The 22,326-nt window shown below is 44.4% G+C and carries 21 protein-coding genes; 13 read left to right on the forward strand and 8 right to left on the reverse strand.

All coding sequences use genetic code 11. The features are described 5' to 3' along the window. Nucleotides 1–69: 69 nt before the first annotated feature. Together NST47_RS15145 and sda are read right to left on the reverse strand one after the other, a co-directional pair. A complete protein-coding gene (locus NST47_RS15145) occupies nucleotides 70–180 on the reverse strand; it encodes a sporulation protein YjcZ (protein WP_341155871.1) in 111 nt (36 codons plus the stop codon). 199 nt (nucleotides 181–379) lie between these two features. Further along, nucleotides 380–547 carry a sporulation histidine kinase inhibitor Sda gene (gene sda, locus NST47_RS15150; protein ID WP_341155872.1) on the reverse strand — a complete coding sequence of 56 codons (168 nt, stop codon included), beginning with the start codon at nucleotides 545–547 and terminating at the stop codon, nucleotides 380–382. A 263-nt stretch (nucleotides 548–810) separates the two neighbouring features. Here sda and leuC point away from each other — a divergent pair, with 263 nt between their 5' ends. Together leuC and leuD are read left to right on the forward strand one after the other, a co-directional pair. Beyond that, complete coding sequence (leuC, locus tag NST47_RS15155; RefSeq protein ID WP_341155873.1) at nucleotides 811–2,229, forward strand: 3-isopropylmalate dehydratase large subunit; 1,419 nt, start codon at nucleotides 811–813, stop codon at nucleotides 2,227–2,229. Nucleotides 2,230–2,260: 31 nt separating this feature from the next. Then, a complete protein-coding gene (gene leuD, locus NST47_RS15160; protein ID WP_341155874.1) occupies nucleotides 2,261–2,887 on the forward strand; it encodes a 3-isopropylmalate dehydratase small subunit in 627 nt (208 codons plus the stop codon). Nucleotides 2,888–3,019: 132 nt separating this feature from the next. Here leuD and serS read toward each other — a convergent pair whose 3' ends face one another. Further along, nucleotides 3,020–4,330 (reverse strand): serine--tRNA ligase, encoded by a 1,311-nt coding sequence (gene serS / locus NST47_RS15165; RefSeq protein WP_341155875.1) that lies wholly within the window; start codon nucleotides 4,328–4,330, stop codon nucleotides 3,020–3,022. A gap of 453 nt (nucleotides 4,331–4,783) precedes the next feature. Between serS and NST47_RS15170 the strand changes: the two genes are divergently transcribed. The 8 genes from NST47_RS15170 (at nucleotide 4,784) to NST47_RS15205 (ending at nucleotide 12,453) form a co-directional block, all read left to right on the forward strand. After that, nucleotides 4,784–5,164: a DUF2294 domain-containing protein gene (locus NST47_RS15170; protein WP_076227342.1), complete on the forward strand. Its 381-nt coding sequence runs from the start codon at nucleotides 4,784–4,786 to the stop codon at nucleotides 5,162–5,164. Between the two features lie 191 nt (nucleotides 5,165–5,355). Beyond that, complete coding sequence (locus NST47_RS15175; protein WP_076227339.1) at nucleotides 5,356–6,450, forward strand: ABC transporter substrate-binding protein; 1,095 nt, start codon at nucleotides 5,356–5,358, stop codon at nucleotides 6,448–6,450. A gap of 28 nt (nucleotides 6,451–6,478) precedes the next feature. Continuing rightward, complete coding sequence (locus tag NST47_RS15180) at nucleotides 6,479–7,411, forward strand: nucleoside hydrolase (protein WP_341155876.1); 933 nt, start codon at nucleotides 6,479–6,481, stop codon at nucleotides 7,409–7,411. Nucleotides 7,412–7,437: 26 nt separating this feature from the next. After that, complete coding sequence (locus NST47_RS15185; protein ID WP_341155877.1) at nucleotides 7,438–8,259, forward strand: ABC transporter permease; 822 nt, start codon at nucleotides 7,438–7,440, stop codon at nucleotides 8,257–8,259. Nucleotides 8,260–8,263: 4 nt separating this feature from the next. Further along, nucleotides 8,264–9,052 carry an ABC transporter permease gene (locus NST47_RS15190; protein ID WP_262686650.1) on the forward strand — a complete coding sequence of 263 codons (789 nt, stop codon included), beginning with the start codon at nucleotides 8,264–8,266 and terminating at the stop codon, nucleotides 9,050–9,052. A 16-nt stretch (nucleotides 9,053–9,068) separates the two neighbouring features. Beyond that, complete coding sequence (locus NST47_RS15195) at nucleotides 9,069–10,154, forward strand: ABC transporter ATP-binding protein (RefSeq protein ID WP_341155878.1); 1,086 nt, start codon at nucleotides 9,069–9,071, stop codon at nucleotides 10,152–10,154. A gap of 19 nt (nucleotides 10,155–10,173) precedes the next feature. Beyond that, the gene (locus NST47_RS15200; RefSeq protein WP_341155879.1) at nucleotides 10,174–11,886 is read left to right on the forward strand and encodes an adenine deaminase; all 1,713 of its coding nucleotides are present in this window, start codon (nucleotides 10,174–10,176) and stop codon (nucleotides 11,884–11,886) included. 33 nt (nucleotides 11,887–11,919) lie between these two features. Continuing rightward, nucleotides 11,920–12,453: a nucleoside 2-deoxyribosyltransferase gene (locus tag NST47_RS15205; protein ID WP_341155880.1), complete on the forward strand. Its 534-nt coding sequence runs from the start codon at nucleotides 11,920–11,922 to the stop codon at nucleotides 12,451–12,453. Between the two features lie 95 nt (nucleotides 12,454–12,548). Here the strand turns inward: NST47_RS15205 and NST47_RS15210 are convergent, their stop codons facing one another. The 4 genes from NST47_RS15210 to NST47_RS15225 all read right to left on the reverse strand — a co-directional run bounded on the left by NST47_RS15210 (nucleotide 12,549) and on the right by NST47_RS15225 (nucleotide 16,273). Continuing rightward, nucleotides 12,549–13,406, reverse strand: a complete 858-nt coding sequence (locus NST47_RS15210; protein ID WP_341155881.1) for a DUF72 domain-containing protein — start codon at nucleotides 13,404–13,406, stop codon at nucleotides 12,549–12,551. 211 nt (nucleotides 13,407–13,617) lie between these two features. Further along, nucleotides 13,618–14,532, reverse strand: a complete 915-nt coding sequence (locus tag NST47_RS15215; RefSeq protein ID WP_341155882.1) for an NAD(P)/FAD-dependent oxidoreductase — start codon at nucleotides 14,530–14,532, stop codon at nucleotides 13,618–13,620. Between the two features lie 153 nt (nucleotides 14,533–14,685). Continuing rightward, the gene (locus NST47_RS15220; RefSeq protein WP_341155883.1) at nucleotides 14,686–15,102 is read right to left on the reverse strand and encodes a YjdF family protein; all 417 of its coding nucleotides are present in this window, start codon (nucleotides 15,100–15,102) and stop codon (nucleotides 14,686–14,688) included. A gap of 50 nt (nucleotides 15,103–15,152) precedes the next feature. Next, nucleotides 15,153–16,273, reverse strand: a protein-coding gene (locus tag NST47_RS15225; protein ID WP_341155884.1) for an IS3 family transposase whose coding sequence is annotated in 2 segments (ribosomal slippage) — nucleotides 15,153–16,024 and nucleotides 16,024–16,273 — 1,122 coding nt in all. Because the reading frame shifts where the segments join, the coding sequence is not laid out codon by codon here. A gap of 335 nt (nucleotides 16,274–16,608) precedes the next feature. On the opposite strand from NST47_RS15225, the gene NST47_RS15230 reads away from it, so the two are divergent. After that, complete coding sequence (locus NST47_RS15230; protein WP_341155885.1) at nucleotides 16,609–19,335, forward strand: tetratricopeptide repeat protein; 2,727 nt, start codon at nucleotides 16,609–16,611, stop codon at nucleotides 19,333–19,335. 47 nt (nucleotides 19,336–19,382) lie between these two features. Here NST47_RS15230 and NST47_RS15235 read toward each other — a convergent pair whose 3' ends face one another. Next, nucleotides 19,383–20,273 carry an AraC family transcriptional regulator gene (locus NST47_RS15235; RefSeq protein ID WP_341155886.1) on the reverse strand — a complete coding sequence of 297 codons (891 nt, stop codon included), beginning with the start codon at nucleotides 20,271–20,273 and terminating at the stop codon, nucleotides 19,383–19,385. A gap of 76 nt (nucleotides 20,274–20,349) precedes the next feature. Between NST47_RS15235 and NST47_RS15240 the strand changes: the two genes are divergently transcribed. Both NST47_RS15240 and NST47_RS15245 read left to right on the forward strand, forming a co-directional pair. After that, the gene (locus tag NST47_RS15240; protein ID WP_262686642.1) at nucleotides 20,350–21,129 is read left to right on the forward strand and encodes a sugar phosphate isomerase/epimerase family protein; all 780 of its coding nucleotides are present in this window, start codon (nucleotides 20,350–20,352) and stop codon (nucleotides 21,127–21,129) included. 57 nt (nucleotides 21,130–21,186) lie between these two features. Beyond that, entirely contained in the window at nucleotides 21,187–22,215 is a 1,029-nt protein-coding gene (locus NST47_RS15245; protein WP_341155887.1) for a Gfo/Idh/MocA family protein, read from the forward strand. Nucleotides 22,216–22,326: the final 111 nt, after the last annotated feature.

A 22,326-nucleotide genomic window follows, 5' to 3' on the forward strand; every position in this document is an offset into this window, starting at 1 on the left:
ATCCCATATGTAAATAGTTACTAGTGAAAAACCGCCTCCACAATGTAATGGAAGGCGGATGAATAATATCTAGATAAAGGCACGGCTAATAATTACCAGCAAAATGAACAATACAAGAATCGCCCCAGTAGATGTTCCGAGACCGTAACCTCCGCAGCTGCCACCAATTCCTAATCCCATATGTCCCCCTCCTTTCGCCTTTCCTTCTGTATATTATGAATGCCTGCGGCTCTTGGATTGGACGTATTAAAGAAATGTATGTTCTAAACTTGCTTGATTTGTTGAAGAGCCGTGAAAGAGAGACCCGCTAGCAGCAAGCTAACGGGCCCCTGTCGGTGAAGGGCTGGATGCCTTTCGCTCTCAAATTTTTATTTCTTGATTACTTCTGGTTGTCTTCCTGCCGCGGCTGAATGCTAATATTTCTTCGTGCTAATTCCTTTTCCAATAATTCAATAAATTCTTTATCTACGTGATGTTCGAGTCCGATTGCCATGCTGTAGTAAACAAGCAAATCCTCGTTATTCAGCTTTTTTAGTATTGAAATCAATCTCCCTGTAGCGAAGGCTCCTATCCCTCCACCTATAAGCAGTATGAATGATTTGGGAAAATATAGGTGTTAAAAATTGCACAAAACTTTTGGTTTTTCTAGTGCTTGAGTACAAGGGACGTAGAGCAATGTTTTTTCTTATGCTTATTCGATTTACCTATCAATATTATAGCTATTATATCTTGGAACAATGAGTATAGAAATGATAGGATTGGATAATGAAGTACCAAGAGATATTTATTTCTGATAATGAGGTGATACTGATGGCAAAAACGTTGTTCGAAAAAATTTGGGACAATCACGTAATTCATCAGGAAGCAGGCAAACCAAGTATTATTTATATCGACCTGCATCTGGTGCATGAAGTTACGTCCCCGCAAGCATTTGAAGGGCTTCGCCTGTCTAACCGCAAGGTTCGCCGTCCTGATCTGACTTACGCTACTATGGATCATAATGTGCCGACAAAGGATCGTTTTAATATTACAGACCCAATTTCCAAGCAGCAAATCGATACCTTGTCGCAAAACTGTAAGGATTTTGGCGTTACGTTGTTCGATCTTGATAATATTGACCAAGGTGTCGTTCACGTTATGGGACCTGAGATTGGTCTTACACACCCAGGCAAAACCATCGTGTGCGGTGACAGTCATACGTCTACTCACGGTGCATTTGGCGCCCTGGCATTTGGTATCGGTACAAGTGAAGTTGAGCACGTTATGGCAACTCAATGCTTGCAGCAGTCCAAAGCCAAAACACTTGAAGTTCGCATCAACGGCAATTTGAAGCCTGGCGTAACAGCTAAGGATTTGATCCTTGGTGTTATCGCTAAGTACGGTACGGATTTCGCAACGGGTTATGTTATTGAATATACCGGCGAAGCGATTCGCGGTTTGTCCATGGAAGAAAGAATGACTGTTTGTAACATGTCCATTGAAGGCGGAGCAAGAGCAGGCCTGATTGCACCGGACGAGATTACTTTTGAATATCTGCGTGGTCGTCAATATGTGCCACAGGGTGCTGCTTTCGACGAAGCTGTAGACAGATGGAAACAACTGACTACCGATGAAGGCGCTCAATATGACTGGGTTGTTGAATTTGATGCGGAAAGCCTGATCCCGCAAGTGACCTGGGGAACAAGTCCTGGTATGGGAACTGATGTAACCGCGCTTGTACCGGATCCACAAAGCTTTACAACTGAAAATGAACGTAAAGCTGCTGAAAAAGCGATTGAATATATGGGCTTGACACCGGGTACTCCGATGACTGAGCTTGCTGTTGATTATGTCTTTATTGGCTCCTGTACAAACGGCCGCATCGAGGATCTTCGTGCAGCGGCAGCGATTGCTCAAGGTTACAAGGTTTCACCTACTTTGACAGCTATCGTCGTTCCTGGCTCCGGTCGTGTGAAGCTGCAAGCGGAAAGAGAAGGTCTGGATCAAATCTTCACAGAAGCGGGCTTTGAATGGCGTGATGCTGGCTGCAGCATGTGCTTGGCGATGAATCCGGACGTATTGCAACCGGGCCAACGCTGCGCATCGACCTCCAACCGTAACTTCGAAGGACGTCAAGGACGCGATGGACGTACGCATCTGGTATCTCCTGCAATGGCAGCAGCGGCTGCGATCGAAGGTCATTTTGTTGATGTTCGCGATTGGAAATTTAAAGTGAAGCAGCAAGCTTAATTCAATTACGTGATGTGAGGAGACGAAATCCATGGAACCATTTATCAAGCATACGGGCCTTGTAGGTCCGGTTGACCGTGTGAATGTAGATACAGATGCAATTATCCCGAAACAATTTTTGAAACGGATTGAACGTACAGGATTTGGACAGTTTTTATTTTTCGAATGGCGCTTTACCCCGAAGGGTGAGGTTATCCCTGAGTTTTCTTTGAACCAGCCGCGTTATCAGGGTGCTTCCGTTCTGATTTCCCGTGCTAACTTTGGATGCGGTTCTTCCCGTGAGCATGCTCCATGGGCGATTCAGGATTTTGGCTTCAAGGTTGTTATCGCACCTTCGTATGCAGACATCTTCTTTAACAACTGCTTTAAAAATGGAATCCTGCCGATTAAACTGAGCGAAGAGCAGGTCGAAGAACTGTTTCAGCGTACAGCGAAACAAGAAGGCTACAAGCTGACTGTAGACTTGGAAAATAAAAAGCTGACCGACGATCAAGGTCTTGACATTGATATCGAAATTGATGAGCATCGCCGTCAATTTTTGCTGCAAGGCTTGGATGATATCGGTTTGACGCTTATGCATGAAACAGATATCACAGCTTATGAGCAAGCACACACAGCGATCCTAAGCACAGTTAAGCATGAAGAAGCCTACAAATAAATAGAAGTTCGTACAAATAGGCTGACTGGTAGGTTACCAGTACAGCCTGTTTTTTATTGTATGGAGGGGCTAGAAGCGACTGCAAATGTTGTGCTCAATCTGATGCTAAACAACTAAACAAGTTGTCATCCATCATACAGGGCTGTTTGGCACCAGCTTCTCGATTCCATTCATATAAGGCTGCAGCGCCTTGGGAATGTAGATGGAACCGTCCTCTTGCTGATGATTTTCGAGCAGTGGAATCAGAATCCGTGGTGAAGCAACGGCTGTATTGTTCAAGCTGTAGCAATAAGCAAGCTTGCCCTCGGCATCCCGATACCGGATCTGCGAACGTCGGGTCTGGAAGTCGAGCAGGTTGGATGACGAGTGAGTTTCACCGTATGCCAATCGGCTGGGCATCCAGGTCTCGATATCATACTGCTTATATGTTTTTTGCGACATATCGCCCGTGCATACTGACATAACCCGATAAGGCAGCTCTAACAGCTGCAATAACTGTTCAGCATTGTATGTGATTTCCTGCAAAATAGCGTCTGCTTTTTCCAAACTGGCTTCACAGAGAATGACCTGCTCGACCTTGGCAAACTGGTGAACACGATATAGACCGTGCACATCCCTTCCTGAAGAACCGACCTCATTACGGAAGCAGGTCGAGACGGCAGCCAGACGGATCGGCTCTGATACATCGACAACCTCGTTGCCGTAATACGCGACAAGCGGAACCTCTGAGGTGCCAACCAACCACTTGTCTTCACCTTCAATCCGGTAAGTCTGATCCTCCCCAAGCGGGAAAAATCCGGTGTTGGTGAGTGCAGTGCTGCGTACGAGCAGCGGAACCTCCAGCAGTGTAAAGCCCTTTTGCAAGAGCAGGTCGAGTGCCAGCTGCTGTACAGCGCGATGAAGCATGGCTCCTGCGCCTTTTAAATAGTAGTTGCGGGTTCCGGCTGTTTTGACACCACGGGGGAGATCAATGATTTCGTGAAGCTCGCCTAAGGCAACATGATCACGAAGCCTGAAGTCGAATTCCGGTGCCTTCCCGTGAACGCGAATTTCAATATTGTCCGCATCTGAAAGGCCAACCGGGGTATCGGGTGACACCAGATTGGGAACGAGCTGCAGGAGGCTCTGATAAGGCTGCTCCACTTCGGCAAGTTTGGCTTCCATCACGGTTATTTGATTATTGATCTCCTTAACCGTCAATTTTAATTGCTGAGCTTCCAGGGTATCGTGGTTGTTCCCGTCGGCTGTATGATTCTGAGTGATTGCTTGAAAGTGTTGTGTGTGCTTGTTTCGGCTCTGCCGCAGCTGTTCCACCTGTTGAAGCAGCTTTCGTTTCTGCTCATCCCATTCAAGTAATTGTGAGATGGATACGTGAATTCCTTTCTGATCAGCTACTTCCTGCAGCCTATCCTTGTTGTCCCGGATCGTTTGAATATTTAACATGACACCGCGCTCCTTATAAGTTAGAATGCAAAAAACGCCCTCATCCCATGGGACGAGGAGCGTTGTTCTCGCGGTGCCACCCAATTTGACCAGACAGTATAATGCTGTCCGATCTTCTCTGGTTCCGCGATAACGGGCGGGTCCGGTTAACTTAGGGAGAACAGGTCATCATGTAATGACCTTGATTTCCTTGACGAGAACGCCTCCGAGTTGGAATCTCTTCATCGGCCTATTGTTCGGTAATTTACGAGCATGTAGTCTGATTATAACCCCAAATAAAGATTTTTTACAATAGAGACACCGAAAATGGATGGAAATACCAAAATGAAAGGTGAATTTCAGGAAATAACGAAAATACCCTTGATATATACCCAATCTTCATATAATATTAACTTACATAAAACGAATAAAATCTAATTCGACGTTATATTACCTGACATTGGGTTTGGGCTGATGAGAAGTGCAATAATCGTTATAGAAGGTGATCACATTCTTTCACTAGATACTAATGAAGGCAAGAAGCAGCTGTGTCACATTTATAATGATATTTCCAAGGAGCTATTCGGTTTTGGAACAACCTTATTAAAGGTTACCTTTGATAATCAATTGATTACATTTGTAGCCAGGCATCGACGCTCACCCCGATCCGCAGCATTAGAGGGGGAAGCCCCCAATCTTAAGTATGAGGTCGATTTTTATATGTCTTCGATTTATAAGAAGAAATTAAAAGAACGGCTGGAAGAAGAGCTTAAGCTGGATATGGAAGCAGTTTTGAGAGATTATGATCCACATACGCAATGGGCGATTACGAACATCATTGTCAGACAAGCTTAGAATGAATCGAATATGTGAATGATCTCTTTTGATTTATCTTAAGAGATAGCCACCTTTTTTCCCAACAAATATCGCTTTACTTTGTTTACAAAGAAAAGTGTTCTTGTTAGAAGCTTTTATTCTACCAGGAGTGCTTTTCTTTTTTATTTTTATAGCTTGCCAAACTAACAAAAGGGATAGGTGGAGATTAGATGATGAAGAAAAAAATGATCAGCAGCGCGATTTCAGTTACATGTGTGGCATTAGCTTTGGCAGGATGTGGTACAGATGGGAAGAGCAGCAGCGGAACCCCTGCAGCCTCAACACCGGAAGCCTCCAAACCAAGCGGCGAGCCAACCAAGTTGGTCATCTCAACATGGGCCAATGATGATTTTACGAATAAAGAAGTCATAGTTCCTTTTGAGAAAAAGTTTAATGCCAAAGTTGTGTTTGAAATCGGGAATAATGCGGAACGATTAAATAAGGTGCAGCAAGGAAGCTCGGCGGTGGACGTTCTGTTTCTATCCGATTACTTCACACAGCAGGCAATTGATGCTGGGGTTATCGATAAGATCGACGCTGCAAAGCTTACCAACCTGAATCAGCTCTATGATATTGCCAAAGCACCGCTGGGCGCGGATTATGGACCGGCCTACACCGTGAATCAGCTGGGTATTGCTTACAATCCCAAGCTGGTAAAGACAGAAATTAAATCATGGAAAGACCTGTGGAGTCCGGAATTAGCCAAAAAGCTGACACTGCCTGGTATTACGACAACTAGCGGTCCGATGATGATCGATGCAGCTTCGCTGATTGCAGGAAACAGTACCTTTAATGAAGATCAGGCTTTTGCCAAATTAAAAGAGCTGAATCCATCAGTCGTTAAATATTACGGGAAAACAGCAGATTTTGTTACAATGTTTGCGCAAGGCGAAGTTGCCGCGGGTCCTTTTATGGACAGCTACTTTAAGGATCTTCAAGCTGGAGTGCCGGATGCTAAATTTGTGACGCCGCAAGAAGGCGGATATGCAGTTATGAACACAATCAATGTCGTAAAAGGTTCTAAAAACAAGCAGCTAGCTGAAGAATTGATCAACTGGTATTTGAGCAAAGAGGTACAAGAAAAGGTGGCTAAAGCCAAAATTACGTCACCGACCAATAAAGAAGTAAAACTGACAGATGAGGAAGCCAAGGGGTTAACCTATGGTGCCGACGTTATCAACAAGCTGCGCAAGCTGGACGTTAAATTTGTCAATGATAACTTGAAAAAATGGACCGACCGTTGGAACCGTGAGCTTGCACAATAAACCTGGAAGCATGGGAGCGAAGAGTACAATGAACAAAAAGGTTATCCTCGATGTGGATACCGGTGTGGATGATGCCTTAGGCATCATCCTTGCGGTCCAAAGCGGTGAAATGGATATTGTGGGAATTACGACTGTTAATGGCAACGTATCGGTGGACACAGCGACAACTAATACATGCAAAATTTTGCAGCTGCTTGGCGTTGAGCAGCAGATTCCTGTTGTCAGAGGAGCAGCTAAGCCTTTATTGAGACCTCCTGTTTTCGAGCATCGGGTACATGGTGAAGATGGAATTGGTGGCGCACTCCGCGACATGCCGGTACATACTTCGGTTACGGAAGGGTTTGCGCCCGATTACATTATTGAACAGGTAATGCGTTACCCGGGAGAGATTACGCTAATCATGACAGCACCCATGACCAATCTGGCTTTGGCCCTGATGAAACGTCCGCAATTGATTCACGAAATCAAGGAAGTTATTTTTATGGGCGGCGTGGTTAAAGGGGTTGGCAATGTGACGCCAGTCGCTGAATATAACATGTATGTCGATCCGGAGGCTGTGAAAGTCGTCCTTCATGCGGGATTCCCTTCATTAACGCTTGTTGGGCTGGATGTAACACGGCAGGCATTGCTCATTGATGCACATATTACAGAGCTGGGTGATACGCCGATCGGTCGTTATGTGAAGGAAAGCACCTCCGATTATATGAAGCGATATTTTGAAAGAAACCAGGTACAAGCCTGCGCGCTCCATGATCCATTGGCTGTAGGTGTTGCCTTGCGTCCTGAGCTGGTTACTACTCATGCTTATTATGTCGATATTGAGACTCGCAGTGAGCTGTGCGACGGTCAAACGATTTGTGATTTTCAAAACCGATTGAAGCGGGAGCCTAATGTCCGGGTATGTACGGATGTGGACGCCGATGCATTTTTGCGGCTGTTTGTGCAAACGCTGCGTACTTAGGGAACCGGGAAAAGGGGGTAGCTTCCGTGAAAAAGAAATACGTCTATTTATTAATGCTGCCGGGACTGTTATTCCTGACCCTGTTCATGCTCGTTCCAATTGTCATGACGATAGGAACAACTTTTTTTCAAAAAGGGAATTTTACGTTCAACGGCTATATGCATTTTTTGCAGGATCAATATTTTCTGAACATTCTGCTCACAACGATGCAGGTGAGTATGGTTACGACGATTTTGTGTATTCTCATCGGGTTTCCGGTTGCTTATTATGTTTCCAGACAAAGCCCCAGGACCAAGGGGATTATGCTTGCTCTGGCGATCTTCCCGCTGCTTACGAGCTCGGTGGTCAGGTCTTTCAGCTGGATTATTATACTGGGCAAAAACGGGCTGCTTAATTCTTCCCTGATGTCACTTGGACTGATCCAGCAGCCGCTGGAAATATTGTATACGCCGACGGCGGTGATGATCGGACTGATTCATCTCTTCCTGCCGTTGATCATTATTTCCTTGGTCGGTGTGATGGAGAATATCGATCCCGATCTGGTCAAGGCAGCGGAAAGCTTGGGTGCCTCCCGATTTACTGTATTCCGCAAAGTCATTTTTCCACTCAGCATACCTGGCTTAATTCTTGGCAGTATCCTGGTGTTTGTGGGAAGTATGACTGCGTATACGACGCCATCCGTGCTGGGGGGCAAAAAGCGGGTCATTTCCACCTTTTTATATCAAAATGCGATTACTTTGAATGACTGGTATTCGGCATCTGTCGTTGCGACGATCATGATGGTCATTACCTTAATTGTTATCGGCTTGATGACCAAAATTTCGACTAAATTAAGTGTGAAGGGGTAGGGGCATGCAGGAGAAGAATCGAGGGCTAGCCCTATTTACATTACTTATTTATATACTGCTGCTGAGCCCCTTGCTTATTATCGCCGCTACCTCATTCGAGCCGGGCACGATCATGAAATTTCCGCCGCAGGGGTTTTCCTTGAAATGGTACGAAAATATTTTTAAACAATCGATGTTTATGGAAACGTTCAAAATCTCGATTTTGGTTTCCTTGGTCGGTAACCTGTTCGCGCTGCTGATCGGGATTCCTGCTGCTTATGCGTTAAGCCGATTTGATTTTAAGGGGAAGGAAGCATGGAACTCCTTATTCATTTCTCCTATATTAATACCAGGAATTGTAATGGGCTTTACGATGCTTAAATATTTGATTGTCGCTTACCAGCTGCCTATGATGACTGCGCTGTTTATCGGGCACACGGTCATTATGCTTCCATTTACGATTCGTGTTATCGCGTCGAGCTTGTCCAATTTTGACTTTTCGATTGAAGAAGCGGCATTAAGTCTGGGCTCCAGCCGTTTGAAAACCTTTTTTATAGTGGTGCTGCCTAATATCAAGTCAGGTATTTTGGCTGCGATCATCATTGCTTTTCTGGATTCCTTCAATAATGTGGAAATATCCGTCTTTATGACAGGACCGGGAGTCAGTACGTTCCCCATTCAGATGTTATCATATTTGGAAAATCATTTTGATCCGACGCTCGCGGCGATTTCCGTGCTGCTTATGCTCTTGACTATGGTTTTATTATTCCTCATTGAAAGACTTCTGGGATTAAGCTACTTTACAAAACGATAACGGGGGTTTTTCACTCATGACATTGCTCGCTTTGGAAAATGTGTCGGTTGCGTACAATCATCAGCATTACATTTTACGTGATTTTAATTTAAATATTGACAAAGGGCAGTTCATTTCACTGCTCGGACCCAGCGGCTGCGGTAAAACTACGACTTTGCGTTTGATTGCCGGTTTTTTGGAGGCCAAGCATGGCAAGTTTACTTTTGACGGAAAAGATTATACGCGGGTTCCGGTTAGCAAACGAAACTTCGGTTTCGTGTTTCAAAGCTACGCCTTGTTTCCGCATCTGTCTGTTTTTGAAAATGTAGCGTTCGGCCTGCGCCTCAGAAAAGTGTCAGAGTCCGAAATTGGGAAACGGGTAGGCCGTATTCTGGAAGTCGTCAGCTTGACCGGCTTTGAGAAGCGGTTTCCAAAAGAATTGTCCGGTGGTCAAAAACAGCGGGTAGCGATCGCTCGGGCACTTGTTATTGAGCCTGATTTGCTGCTGTTTGATGAGCCTCTCAGTAATCTGGATGCCAATCTGCGTACGCATATGCGTGTAGAAATACGTCGGATTCAACAGGAATTGGGCATTACCACCGTTTATGTATCTCATGATCAAGAGGAATGCTTCTCGATCTCCGATCAGGTTGCTATTATGAACAATGGGATTATCGAGCAGTTGGATCGTCCGGCAACGATATTTAAATATCCGAAGTCCGAATTCGTTGCGCGTTTCATAGGTTTCAGCAATTTTATTAATTTTAGTCAGCGGATTGATCATGACGAGGAAATCGTGTTGAAGGAAAGCGATTATGAGTTCCGCGTGCTGAGACATCAGGGAACCCAAAACACAACAGGCCGCAAAATCGCCATTCGTCCTGAGGACATTATCATCACAGCCGATTCATTAAAAAGTGCTGCAGATAGTGAAAATCCGGAAATTACCAATGTCGTATCAGGCCTCGTCACTGTTAGCACCTTTCTTGGACGCAGCTATCAGTATGTCGTGAAGACGGAGCTGGGTGATTTTATGGTCAATAAGGAAATGGAGGAGCCTTACGGGAATGGATCCCGGGTTCAGTTGTCGTTTCCCTCGGAAAAACTAGTTATCGTCGATTAACGCAGCAGGAGGTGCACATATGCATGTAGATTTACTTATCGAGCAGGTTCGAATGTTTAACAGCTATACCAAAAAGTTTATCAAGGGTAATGTAGCGGTGCTGGATGGCCGTATTCTATATATGGGCGATCGTGGACAGGAAACGTTCGAAGCGGCCGAGATTGTCAAGGGTGAGGATCGTTACTTGCTTCCCGGACTCATCGATATTCATCTGCACATCGAAAGCACGATGGTAACACCAGCAACCTTTTCCTATGGATTGATACGTAACGGAGTAACGACGATCGTACCCGAGCCGCATGAGATCGCGAATGTATTTGGTCTTGCCGGGGTTAAAGAGATGCTGAGAGCCAGCGAGGAATGTGTTGCCGATATGTTCTACGCGGTTCCAAGCTCAGTCCCGGCAACTTCTCTGGAAACGGCTGGCGGGTCCATCGAAATTGCCGATCTGGATGAGCTGCTGCAAACAGAAAGAATCGCTTGTTTGGGCGAGATTATGAATTATGTGGATATTATTTCCAGTTCGGATAGTAAAACCAATCACATTCTGGAGCATATTCGAAGTCATTATCCGGATTTGATTATAGAGGGACATGTTCCCAAACTGCTGGATTTGGATTTGCACCGAGTCATTTATGCCGGCGTGGATTCAGATCATACACATCAAACGATTGAAGGCATGGAAGCTCGGATTAATGCCGGAATGTTTATTGAAATTCAGGAGAAGTCGATGACCGATGAAGTCATGAATTATTTGATCGAGCACGACGTATCGGAGCATTTTTGTTTTGTGACCGATGATGTGATGGCGGATTCGTTTCAACGTCGTGGTCATCTGAATCACTTGGTTCGCAAAGCTATAGGAATGGGAATGGACGCCGAAAAAGCGATCTATGCCAGTACCTTTACACCTGCCCGTAGAATGAGAATGCATGATCGTGGTGCCATCGCGCCCGGCAAAATTGCCGATTTCCTGCTCGTGTCAGACCTGCAGAGCATGATGATGGATCAGGTGTACAAAAAAGGACAAAAGGTATATGACATTCACGAAGCTTACCTGCCCAAGCCAAGTAAGCACTCATTTCCTGAGCATTATTACACGAGTGTCAAGCTGCCAATATTAACCGAACAAGACTTCGCTGTCGCCGTACAAGCAGCAGATAGCTGTTACTCATGCCGGGTGATGATGGTTCAGGATGGATCGACCTTCACGAAGGAGCACCATGGCGAGGTGGAGATTCGAGATAACCAGCTGTGCTGGGAGGAAAGTCCATACGGCCTGATTGCTACATTTGAGCGGTATGGGAAAAATGGAAACCGAGGGTACGGGTTAATCGGCGGAGATACGATCAAGCGCGGTGCGATAGCGACAACGTATTCGCACGATAATCACAACCTGCTGGTCGTTGGGCACAATCCACGGGATATGATGCTTGCAGCGAATGAGGTTATCCGCAATCAGGGTGGTTTCTGTGTGGTAGACAATGGTACCGTGCTGGCAAATCTTCACCTTCCTGTAGGTGGGATTTTGACAGAGGAACCGCTGGAGCAAACCGCTGCTGAGGTTCATCAGCTTACCCAGGCTATGGAATCGCTCGGTTACCGACACTATAATCCGATTATGTCGATCAGTACACACTCCTTACCGGTAAGTCCGGCTTTGAAAATAACTGATTTGGGTCTTATCGATGTGAATGAAGGCAAGGTTGTTTCTCTGCTCATTCAGGGCTAGCGCCAAATATGAACAAGTTGAGAGGTGTTTGCCATGGGCAATCGTATCTATTTAGCGGGATTTGAAGTCTTTTATCCAAATGCACTTGAGATCGGTGCCAACCTGAAAGCCGAATGTGCGGAGCATGGCTTTGTCGGTTTGTTTCCTATGGACAACGTGATTAACAAGCAGCCAGGCCGCAGCAAAAGAGAAATCGCCTCCGATATTTTTCAAGCCAATATTAAGCTGATCGAAAATTCGGATATCATAGCCGCTAATTTAAACAGTTTTCGCGGGGCAGAGCCAGATTCTGGTACCGTATTTGAGGTTGGCTATGCTTGTGCCTTAGGCAAAAAGCTGTACGGGTATATGAGCGACGATTCTCTTATATGGGAAAAGGTAGCCAAACACTGGGGAGATGTCCGTCTCGGAGATAATGGAAGATATGTGGACAAAGAGGGCATGCATATCGAAAATCTGGGTATGCCGATTAATTTGATGCTTGGTGTTCCTGTGAAGATTGTGGTCGGTACGTTTGAGGATTGTCTGAAACAGATTGTAAGGGATCAAGCAGCGGCAGTGCAATAGAGTTGATTTGAAGAAAATAGGGCGCCGTAGGTTAACGACTAACCTACAGCGCTTTTTGTGTTGTGAGTATTGTCCAACCTTTTGCGAAACAATTCCTACAAAATATCCTCAAACAAATCCGCCTGCTTGGGTGGCAGTGCTTGGGTTTCGAGACCGAGCATTTGCATAAGCTCCTTCGCATTATCCGTTGCGTCGCCGCCGGAGTTGTTATTGAAAACAACATAAATGTGTTTGCAGGACTTCTCCAGCTCAAGCAGTCTGTCCCGCCACTCCGTCAGCTCTTGCGTGTTATATCTGTACAAATAACGCAGCTTACGCCAATCTGGATGGTTGCTTTGATGCCAGCCTTGCACATTGCGTCCATGCATACGCACATAGGTGATCTCGGGTGAGGTCGCTACGGATACGATCGGAATGGAGCCTTCTCCGGCTTGCGGTTCATCGACAATCGTATGAATCCAGTTCTCTTTGCTCATGAAATCAAGGGTTCGCTCGCGAAATTCAGGGGTATACCAGCTCTGGTGTCGAAATTCGAGCGCACAAGGCACAGTCCCCATCCGTTTCCGCGTATCGCGAAGTATGGCTACATGTTCACGACTGCATTCGAACCAGGGTGGATATTGGAATAAAGCCATTGTCAGCTTTCCCGCATCGATAACCGGTTGGATGGAGATGTGGAAAGCTTCGTACATGGCGTCCGTAGTGTCAAAAAAGTTTTTCTTACCTCGAAGATGTCCCGTCATTCCCTGATAAGCTTTTACGATGAATCCAAAATCCTTCGGTGTGTCATTTACCCATTTCAGATAATTTTTCACCGGCTGCACGGCATAAAATGGGCTATCCAGCTCCACGATAGGGAAATGCTCGCTATAGGTAGGCAGCCGTTTTGCCTGAGTAAGCTTGCCATACAATTCTTCGTGATCGCCAAATCCGGTTAGGCCGACTGTAATCATAACTTCACCTCTGCAATGTTTTCGACAGGAAAACCGATTTTGTTTAATATCAATTCAGGCAAGAAAATAATGCCAGTTCCTATTATTACACAAAATCGGCGCCATCGAAAACCCATAAGCGTGAGTTGTCTGGAGAATTGTATCAAACTGCCCGAACTCCCTTATCCTGTATTTCACAGTGTTATCGGAAGGTGTACATAGATGCTGAAGCTTAAATTTCGTTATTCCAGGCTGCTTCAAGCAGCTCACTATTGATCGTAACCGCAGTCAGTGCTCCTGCAGCGGCAGCGGCAATCAGCTGATATGCTGCTGAAGCAGAATCTCCGGCACTGTAGACACCGGGTACATTGGTTTTACCTAAGCTATCGACGAGGACAGCCCCTGTTTCTGTTATTTGGCAGCCTATTGCTTCCGGTAAGTCTGACCCTGGTACAAGCGTCGGTGCAAAGAAGATCCCTGTGCACGCAATTTCGCTGCCGTCCTCCAGGACAACCTGCTGCACTTTACCATCCTGAGAATCAATGCGTTGGATCGGACTATCGAAAAATGGCACCTTGTGCTGCCTCAGCTCGTCACGCTGTTCCTCTGTCCATTCATCAGGTCCGTTCGTGCAGATTGTATATTGGCGGGACCATCCCGGCAATATTTTGGCCATGTGGTGGGCTTTGGCGCCATTCGCAATCAACACTAAGGGCTGGTCTCTTAATTCCCAACCATCACAATAGGGGCATACAAAGGCACTGCTTCCATATACATCGATTAATCCCTCAATGTCGAGGGGGGCATCCTTCATTCCGGTTGCAAAGAGCAGCTTTTTGACTCGAAAGGCGAGCCCTTGGGCGGTAGTAATTTGAAAATCTCCATCCGATCCTATGATCGTTACAGCACGATCTGCAACAAATCGGACGGAGGGATAGGCGACTACTTGTTCCCTGGCAATTCTCCGAAACTCGCTTGGTGTGATACCGTCTCTGGTCAGAAAACCATGAGATTCGTGTGTTATCCGATTTCTGGGACGATCTTCATCGATGATCACAACTGTTTTTCTTGCTCTTCCCAGCATGAGGGCTGCATTCAGACCTGCCGGTCCGCCACCAATAATACCAACATCATGTAAACCTTCCATTGATATACGTCCTCCCGAAACTGAAATTTGTAACTGATTTTTGATGATGAATAAAATATATTAAAGATCCTTAATATCTATAATAAAAGATTCGAATGCAGAATGCAAGTAGAAAAACAACCACCTCCCAACAGGAAGTGGTTGTTTCATGTCTTATTTGCCGCGGTGCTTGAGTTTGGCCTTTTGCGTTCTGAGCTCATACTTGTGAGCCTGAAGCTCTTCGCGCCGCTTTTTGGCACGTGATTGTCGTTCCACCTTCCGATGCTCGTATTCCATTTGAATTACCTGCTGCGCATAGGTCGAGCCTCCACGTTGTGACAGCTCTCTGGACGCGAGGCGAGCAAGCCTTTTGGGATTGGTGTATCCTTCACGGCGTGGCTTCACATCAATTGACTGCGTCGTCTTTGACAACATTGGAAGCATCTCGATTTGAATAAATTCGAGAATCTCTGCTTCCTTGGGTTCCCTGCCGAACAAGTGGCGGCATGCCTTCAATTGGTTGTGTTCCTCGGCTTCAATCAATCCGACCCACAACTTCAGCAGGTCATCAAAATATACGGTAAGCTTCATCCAGCTTCCCCCTCTAATAAAAATTAGAGTGATGGATTGTCAACAGTAAATCAGACAACTTTTTTAAGGGCTTCTTGTCGATACTGAACAGGCGTCATATAGCCTAAGGTTCCATGGATGCGATGCTTGTTGAACCAGTTGACGTAATCGTATAATTCCAATTCCAGATGGCGAAGGCTCTGGAAGTTCATCTGGTTCACAAACTCTGTTTTCATGATCTTGTAAGTGGCTTCAGCCACAGCGTTGTCGTAAGGACAGCCTTTCATACTTAGCGATCGACCGATTTCAAACGTCTCTAAGAGCTCATCCATCTTTTGATTTTTGAACTCGCTGCCACGGTCGGTATGAAACCATTGAATCTGGCGTAGATCACTCTTAACGGTTGCGAAGGCACGGGTAATCAGGACAGCGTCCTTGTTCGGACCTGCACTATGACCAATAATTTCGCGATTAAACAGATCTACTAGCACACAAATGTAATGCCATCGGTTCTGGACTTTCACATACGTCAAATCACTGACGACAAAGCGTTTAGCTTCCGTTTGCTCAAACTCTCTCTTTAGAACATTGGTCGTTGTCGCTTCGTTACAGGACGATTTATGGGGCTTATATTGTGCCACCGTGTAAGTGGAAACGAGCCCTTGCTCTTTCATGATGCGGCCAATGCGGCGTCTGGAGACGATGAACCCGCGCTCGTAAAGCTTCACTTTGATCTTGCGTGTACCGTAGGCTTTTCGGTTCTTGAGAAAGATATCCACAATAGCTTCAGTGACATCATCTTCAGTGGCTCGTTCTTGGGCGTCATAATAAAATGTACTTCTTGCGATTTGCAGGACGTCGCACAGTGCTGATACCGAGTATTTATCACGGTTGTTCTGGATGATAGCTACTTTCGTCCCATGATCAGCGCGGCTTGCTTTAAAATATCCACCTCCATTTTCAGACGCTGGTTCTCTTTACGCAAAGCTATCAATTCCTCTTCTTCTGACGAGCGATTGTCCTTCTCCTTGAAGGAGCCCGTTGTCTGAGCTTGGTTGATCCAGCGGTCTAAAGCAGATGCTGTGAGGTCATATTCCTCCACAATCGCTGCTCTGGTTTTTCCATTTTCATAGAGCTGCACCATTTGCTTTTTGAATTCCGTTGTAAACGTGCGTCGTTGTTGTTTAGGCATTGTAGAGATCCGCTCCTTAGTATGATAGGTCTATTCTACAAGCCCTTATTTTTTCTGTCCAGCTTAGTGTAGCCGATCCAGTGACGGACATCCCGAGGGGGGAAGGCTACTGACAGGAAGGCACTGCTATTGCAAGCCCTTATGCGCCCGGACTACCGACCGGACCGTGATTTTACACTCCAAAATCAGTATAAAGGATGGAAAGTATGCGCTTCAAGAAGTTTTCTGTATAAACAAGCTACAAACTTGGTGATATATGGATGAAAAATAAAGAATAGTATGATAATATAGCGAAATAGGTCTTTATAACTAATTTTTATAGAGGGGCATCAAAATTGAGCATAAGCGAGAAGCAATTGAGTAGATTGAATGAGTCTGTATATTCAAATTTAGAAAAAATTTTAAAACAGCTCAATAAGCGTCTGCATATAAGATTATATGGAATTGTTTATGACGATAAGGATCAATTTCAACACATCGTACGTCTTAAGAAAACAGTGTCGGTCGAAGGCAGTGGTAATCACATTTCTCAATACAAGCTTCTGGATATCAAGGATCTTTATGCAGAGCTAAGGCTGGACTTATTGCCTATCGATAAGGATATGGATTTGGCATCGGCCCAGAAGCACTTGGTTCAACATTGGACTGCAAAACGAAGCCATGCCGAAAAGAATCCTTCAGCTGATGTAGCGGCTTCCGATGATACAACAAAAGGTGAAAGGATAACGACTAATCCCGATCATCAGGACCATGATTCAAGAATTATATCGATCAATAAGTTGAAGCTTCAAGAGGGAGATACTGTATATACCATTGTGTATGTTTTAGAAGTTCAGTACGTGGAACGGGATACCCAGCTGCATTTCTATACAAACCGAAATTATTCGTTTTTAAAAATGGTTGTGGACTATTACTTTCTCGATTATTTTGCTGTTAATGAAAATTCGGCTATTCAGGCAAGCAGTGATGAATTGGAAAGCAAATATAACGAGAACAGTCTTGAGTTTAACAGAAGAATGACAAGGCTTTTCTTCGGTAAAATGCAAGGCTATCTTCAATGGGAAAAAGCTGATCGGGAATACGAGGCTGAATATGAAAACACACTTAGCAGTGAATATTATGTTCATGATTTACTCGAAAAGCTGGATGATATTTCTACGAAAACCTACGAGAATGCGAATCCATTTGGTTCGATATTATTTATGAACAGTGATGTAATTGTAAGACCCAATCTAATTAACTTCACAGTTCGATTTAAAGAAAAAAAACGTATTCGTCTGGACGATGCCAAACGTATTCGCAAGCTGCTCGAATTGACTAATCATTCTGAGCATCTTTATCTCATATCAGATGGTGTCGAGATTTATGGACTTGGAGAAATTAATTGGAATATGCAAAAAAGTGCCTTGGCTATAAGGGTGGATTTCAAGGGGATATCCAAATACAGCCTGGTCTATATTTGCACTGAAGAAGAAGAGTTGAATGCAGGCAAGGTATTTATAGAAGAGGAGAAAAAATTTTTTCACGCCAAGCTTCGTTTACTGGAACCTGAGCTCGTCTCGGTTTCTTTTAAAAATCCAAGGCTGGGAGAAGAAGGCTATACATACGAGAAGCTCTACAAACTTCTGACTAAGGAATTTAATGAGGAAGGAAAGACGATCGATAGAGAAAAAATAGCTAAACTTGATCAAATCGTTAGAAAAGCAAAAGAACAAAAACATGGCACTATGGTTGTGATTACAGATAAAGATACGGCAATCAGCGAGCTCGACAAGCTTGGCAATCAATCCACTCTTATAGAACCCGGATATATTAATCCCGACTATATCAAATATTTGACTTCCATTGACGGGGCTATTTACTTCGATACGGATGGTCGATGTCATGCTATTGGTGTTATTTTGGATGGGATCGCAATCAAGGAGATAGGTGATGCCGCTCGTGGAGCCAGGTTTAATTCAGCACATCGCTATCTTCAAAAGCTTAAGAATGATACAAGCGATAAAAAGCATCCTAAAGGGAAAAAATGTGTCATCATTATTATATCCGAAGATGGCATGGTCGATTTGATTCCGGAGCTTGAAAACGAGCAGATGCTTATTTCGTTCGCTCAGGAAGCAATCGATATGATTAATCAGGAAGAACAGGAGGATACAGGCAAGCTAGAAGAAAAGGAACAGATTCTTTTGGAATCTAGTATTGTTGATTCAGATTGGTTGTTTATGGTGGGGAAGGCTCACTATGATAAGGAAAAAACTGAAAGGGCACTAGTGTTCTTTGAATGTTCCATTCGAAGAGCGGCTGATGATTTTATTCCTTCGAAATACTATAACTATTTAGGTATTTGTTACTATGAAAGAAAAGTTATAGAAGGCTATAGGACCGCTATTTACAACTTCGAGCTAGCATTAGTGAAATCAGATAGGCCTGCAAGTAAAAGGATCTACTACAGGAATGCAGGTAATGCGAGCTATTATTTAGGTGAATTATATAAAGAAAGAAATATACCTGATAATCAGGATTACCGGCTGCAGCTTGAAAAAGCAATAGACTTTTTTAATGAAGTAATAAATTTAATGAAATTACCATCTGCAGATATTAAACGAGATAGCGATGACTTCAATAACAGAGCAATTAGTTATAGTAATATGTATATAATAGAAACAGCGGAAAATAAAGAAGTGTGGGCTGAGAAAGCTATTGAGGATTACACATCTGCTTTAGAAATAAATCCTGGATACCAATTGTATCATTCAAACAGAGCCTACACCTACGTGAGGCTAAAAAAGATGAAGGAAGCTATGGAAGATTTAATTTCTGCAGAAATAATAGGGCATAAAATTGATTATATAAATAGATTAAGAGAATTACTTGATAAAAATAACTATCTTTTCCCAGATGCAATCACGTATTACAACAATTTAAAAGCCAAAGGTACTTCAAACAAGGAATTAGAGAGCTTATTTAAAAAGTATGATCATATAAACCCAGAACAAATTACACATGTTGCTGCAGCTAAACAACAGCCAAAAGAGCCAGAGAATCACAACGATAAAGAATAATAAGAAGACAGGAAAAGCTGGGCTGTCTATCACAGACTCAGCTTTTTCTACGAATGCATTGACTCTAATTCCTTTTTCTCCAGCTGACCGGACTGAATGTTGATCCTGAACGTCTTGGGCGATACGCCGTACTTGTCGCGAAACACACGGTGAAAATACGAATAGCTGCCAAAACCGGAGGTTTCTGCAATCTGCTCCAATGTTAAATAGCTGTAGGCCATGCGCTCAACCGAGGTGGATAGGCGGATTTCCTGCGTGTACTGAATGATCGTTTTATTGAAGCATTCCTTGAACAGATGGACCGCTCGGGAGACGCTAATACCAACGTGCTGGGCTACATCCTCAACTTTCAACGGTAAAATGGCGTGTTCCTCAATAAAGCTCTTCATTCTTGTCGCCAGAAAGGAACTGCCGTGACGCGAGTTGTTTTCGGTAATCGCACGATCTATGTATAGGCAAAGCGCACGCAGCAAATAATCGGATAGCTCCTTGTTATCTTCTTCAAACCGTCGTTTTTCCAAAATAATTTGCCGCCAGATCGTAAGTATACGTTCATTGACCGCAATCCGTACCTTTTGTGGTTTTCTCGACTTGGCCCACCATTCGTCAATCCAGTCGCCTTTACACATAATATAGTAGTCACCACTTGAGACAATGGATTGCTGCAGCTTGTTCGTATGCTCGTCGACCCTTAGATCATATGCATCACCCGGCTTGAACAAGAGGAGATCGCCGGTTTCGATCAATGTCATATTGCCGTTGACCTGTGCATAGCAGCAGCCTTCGGTTTGCAGCCGGAACAAATAGGTGGTTACGCCTTCTTTATAGCTGTTGGTGAATTTTTGTGAATGATACGAGTAACCGCAGGTTAATATATGGGAGTGCACGATAACACCTCGTTTGATTTTGTAGCCAGATCGTTCATGTGATAACCACATCGTTCATAGCTATTATAGGGCATTATTGATTACAATGGAATCAAATACAAATACTTTTGAAGGAGACCTAACCGATATGAGAAGAATGGGTGTTGGCTTACAGTTGTATACGCTTCGTGATGCAATGGCTGAGGATTTTCGCGGAACCTTGCGCCGTGTGGCAGAGCTTGGATATGAAGGTGTTGAGTTTGCGGGTTACGGCGGTTTGGAAGCTGAAGAACTGAGAGATCTGTTGCAGGAACTAAATCTTAAAGCCATTGGTGCTCATGTGAGCCTGGTCAATACGCGCGCCCACATTCAAAAAGAAATCGCTTACCTGAAAACGATTGGTGCTGAATATTACATCATTCCACATATTGTTGCAGAGGACCGTCAAAGCCCGCAAGCTTGGCAAACGCTGTTCGAATTTTTTGAGCATGCAGGTCAAATCGTGCGTGAAGCAGGACTTAAATTTGCTTACCATAACCATGCGTTTGAATTCGAAATGAAAATCGGCGATGAGTTTGTATTTGATGCGATGTATACCGCTACTACCCCTGAGAATGTGCTTGTAGAAATGGACGTTTGTTGGGTACAGTTCGCAGGTCAAGACCCGCTTCAATATATCAAAAGCTATACAGGCCGACTGCCATTATTGCATTTAAAAGATTTCAAAAGAGGGCCTGAGGCTCAAATGGACACAGTGGAGCTGAGCAAAGGCGAAGTGGATCTACAAAATGTAATTCAAGCCGCTTCTGACGCTGGTGTCGAATGGCTGATCGTGGAACAGGACCGCTGCGCGAACCCGCCGATTGAAAGTGTAGCGACAAGTCTGCAATGGGTTAAAGAGCATTACCTGTCTGCATTTTCGCAATAGAAAATTAACGATGTCAATTGGTCAAGCCAACATAGTCGAATGGGAGAGTTGAGAAAATTGAGTAAAATTAGAGTAGCTGTTATCGGTTGTGGTTCCATTGCTGAAAAAAGACATATCCCTGAATATGCGGACAATCCGAATGTGGAATTGATTGCTTTTTGTGATGTTGTGAATCAACGTGCTCAGCATTATGCAGATTTATACGGAGCCAAAGCTTATACCAATTATGAAGAAATGCTTAGCACAGAGAAGCCGGATGCAGTTAGTGTTTGTTTGCCGAACATCCTGCATGCTCCTGCTTCTATTGCTGCTGCCAATGCCGGTGCGCATGTACTGGTTGAAAAACCGATGGCAACCAATGAAGCCGATGCACTGGCTATGATTGAAGCGGCTAAAGCCAACAATGTGTACTTGATGGTAGGTCACAACCAACGTTTGATGCCTCCCCATGTTAAAGCCAAAGAAATTCTCGAATCAGGCAAAATGGGTAAAGTATTAACGTTCCGCACATCCTTTGGACATCCGGGTCCGGAGGGCTGGAGTATCGATGGACGCAACAGCTGGTTTTTCCGTAAAGAAGAAGCCATTATGGGCGCAATGGGCGACCTTGGCGTACATAAATCCGACCTGATCCGTTGGCTGCTCGAAGATGAAGTTGTTGAAGTGGCAGCTTTTGTAGGTACTTTACACAAAGAAGGCACAGACTGCGATGATAACTCAACTTGTTTGCTGCGTATGAAGAGCGGCACGATCGGAACGCTTGTAGCGAGTTGGACTTATTACAAAGGTCAAGATAACAGTACAGTTCTATGGTGCGAGAACGGCTGCTTGCAAATTGGTACAGACCCTGAGGATCAAGTTATTGTTCTGATGAGAGATGGTTCCGTAGAAAAACATAGAGTAGGAGCCATGGCGACTAACGAAAAACAGGTAACGAGCGGCGTTATTGATGAGTTCGTTGAAAGTCTGGTGACATCTACACCTCCACGCATTTCAGGAGAAGAAGGTTTGAAATCATTGAACGTTATTATTGCTGCATTTGAATCGCAAGATACCAAAAAGATCGTTGCTATAAACGGCGTATAAATGACTAGTTTCATATAGAAGATTTATGGAAAGCTCGTGCTGCTGTGGCAGTCGCGGGCTTTTTGTTTGTTTGCCGATTTTCTTATTTTTTTTTCGACTCTATGTTGTGTA

The sequence above is a fragment of the Paenibacillus sp. FSL H8-0034 genome (assembly GCF_038000305.1).
In the GTDB taxonomy this organism is placed as follows: Bacteria; Bacillota; Bacilli; order Paenibacillales; family NBRC-103111; genus Paenibacillus_S.

Coding starts and splice junctions, on each gene's coding strand:
- NST47_RS15145 (WP_341155871.1), bottom strand. CDS start 180: ATGGGATTAGGAATTGGTGGCAGCTGCGGAGGTTACGGTCTCGGAACA.
- leuC (WP_341155873.1), top strand. CDS start 811: ATGGCAAAAACGTTGTTCGAAAAAATTTGGGACAATCACGTAATTCAT.
- leuD (WP_341155874.1), top strand. CDS start 2,261: ATGGAACCATTTATCAAGCATACGGGCCTTGTAGGTCCGGTTGACCGT.
- serS (WP_341155875.1), bottom strand. CDS start 4,330: ATGTTAAATATTCAAACGATCCGGGACAACAAGGATAGGCTGCAGGAA.
- NST47_RS15170 (WP_076227342.1), top strand. CDS start 4,784: ATGAGAAGTGCAATAATCGTTATAGAAGGTGATCACATTCTTTCACTA.
- NST47_RS15175 (WP_076227339.1), top strand. CDS start 5,356: ATGATGAAGAAAAAAATGATCAGCAGCGCGATTTCAGTTACATGTGTG.
- NST47_RS15180 (WP_341155876.1), top strand. CDS start 6,479: ATGAACAAAAAGGTTATCCTCGATGTGGATACCGGTGTGGATGATGCC.
- NST47_RS15190 (WP_262686650.1), top strand. CDS start 8,264: ATGCAGGAGAAGAATCGAGGGCTAGCCCTATTTACATTACTTATTTAT.
- NST47_RS15195 (WP_341155878.1), top strand. CDS start 9,069: ATGACATTGCTCGCTTTGGAAAATGTGTCGGTTGCGTACAATCATCAG.
- NST47_RS15200 (WP_341155879.1), top strand. CDS start 10,174: ATGCATGTAGATTTACTTATCGAGCAGGTTCGAATGTTTAACAGCTAT.
- NST47_RS15205 (WP_341155880.1), top strand. CDS start 11,920: ATGGGCAATCGTATCTATTTAGCGGGATTTGAAGTCTTTTATCCAAAT.
- NST47_RS15210 (WP_341155881.1), bottom strand. CDS start 13,406: ATGATTACAGTCGGCCTAACCGGATTTGGCGATCACGAAGAATTGTAT.
- NST47_RS15215 (WP_341155882.1), bottom strand. CDS start 14,532: ATGGAAGGTTTACATGATGTTGGTATTATTGGTGGCGGACCGGCAGGT.
- NST47_RS15220 (WP_341155883.1), bottom strand. CDS start 15,102: ATGAAGCTTACCGTATATTTTGATGACCTGCTGAAGTTGTGGGTCGGA.
- NST47_RS15235 (WP_341155886.1), bottom strand. CDS start 20,273: ATGTGGTTATCACATGAACGATCTGGCTACAAAATCAAACGAGGTGTT.
- NST47_RS15240 (WP_262686642.1), top strand. CDS start 20,350: ATGAGAAGAATGGGTGTTGGCTTACAGTTGTATACGCTTCGTGATGCA.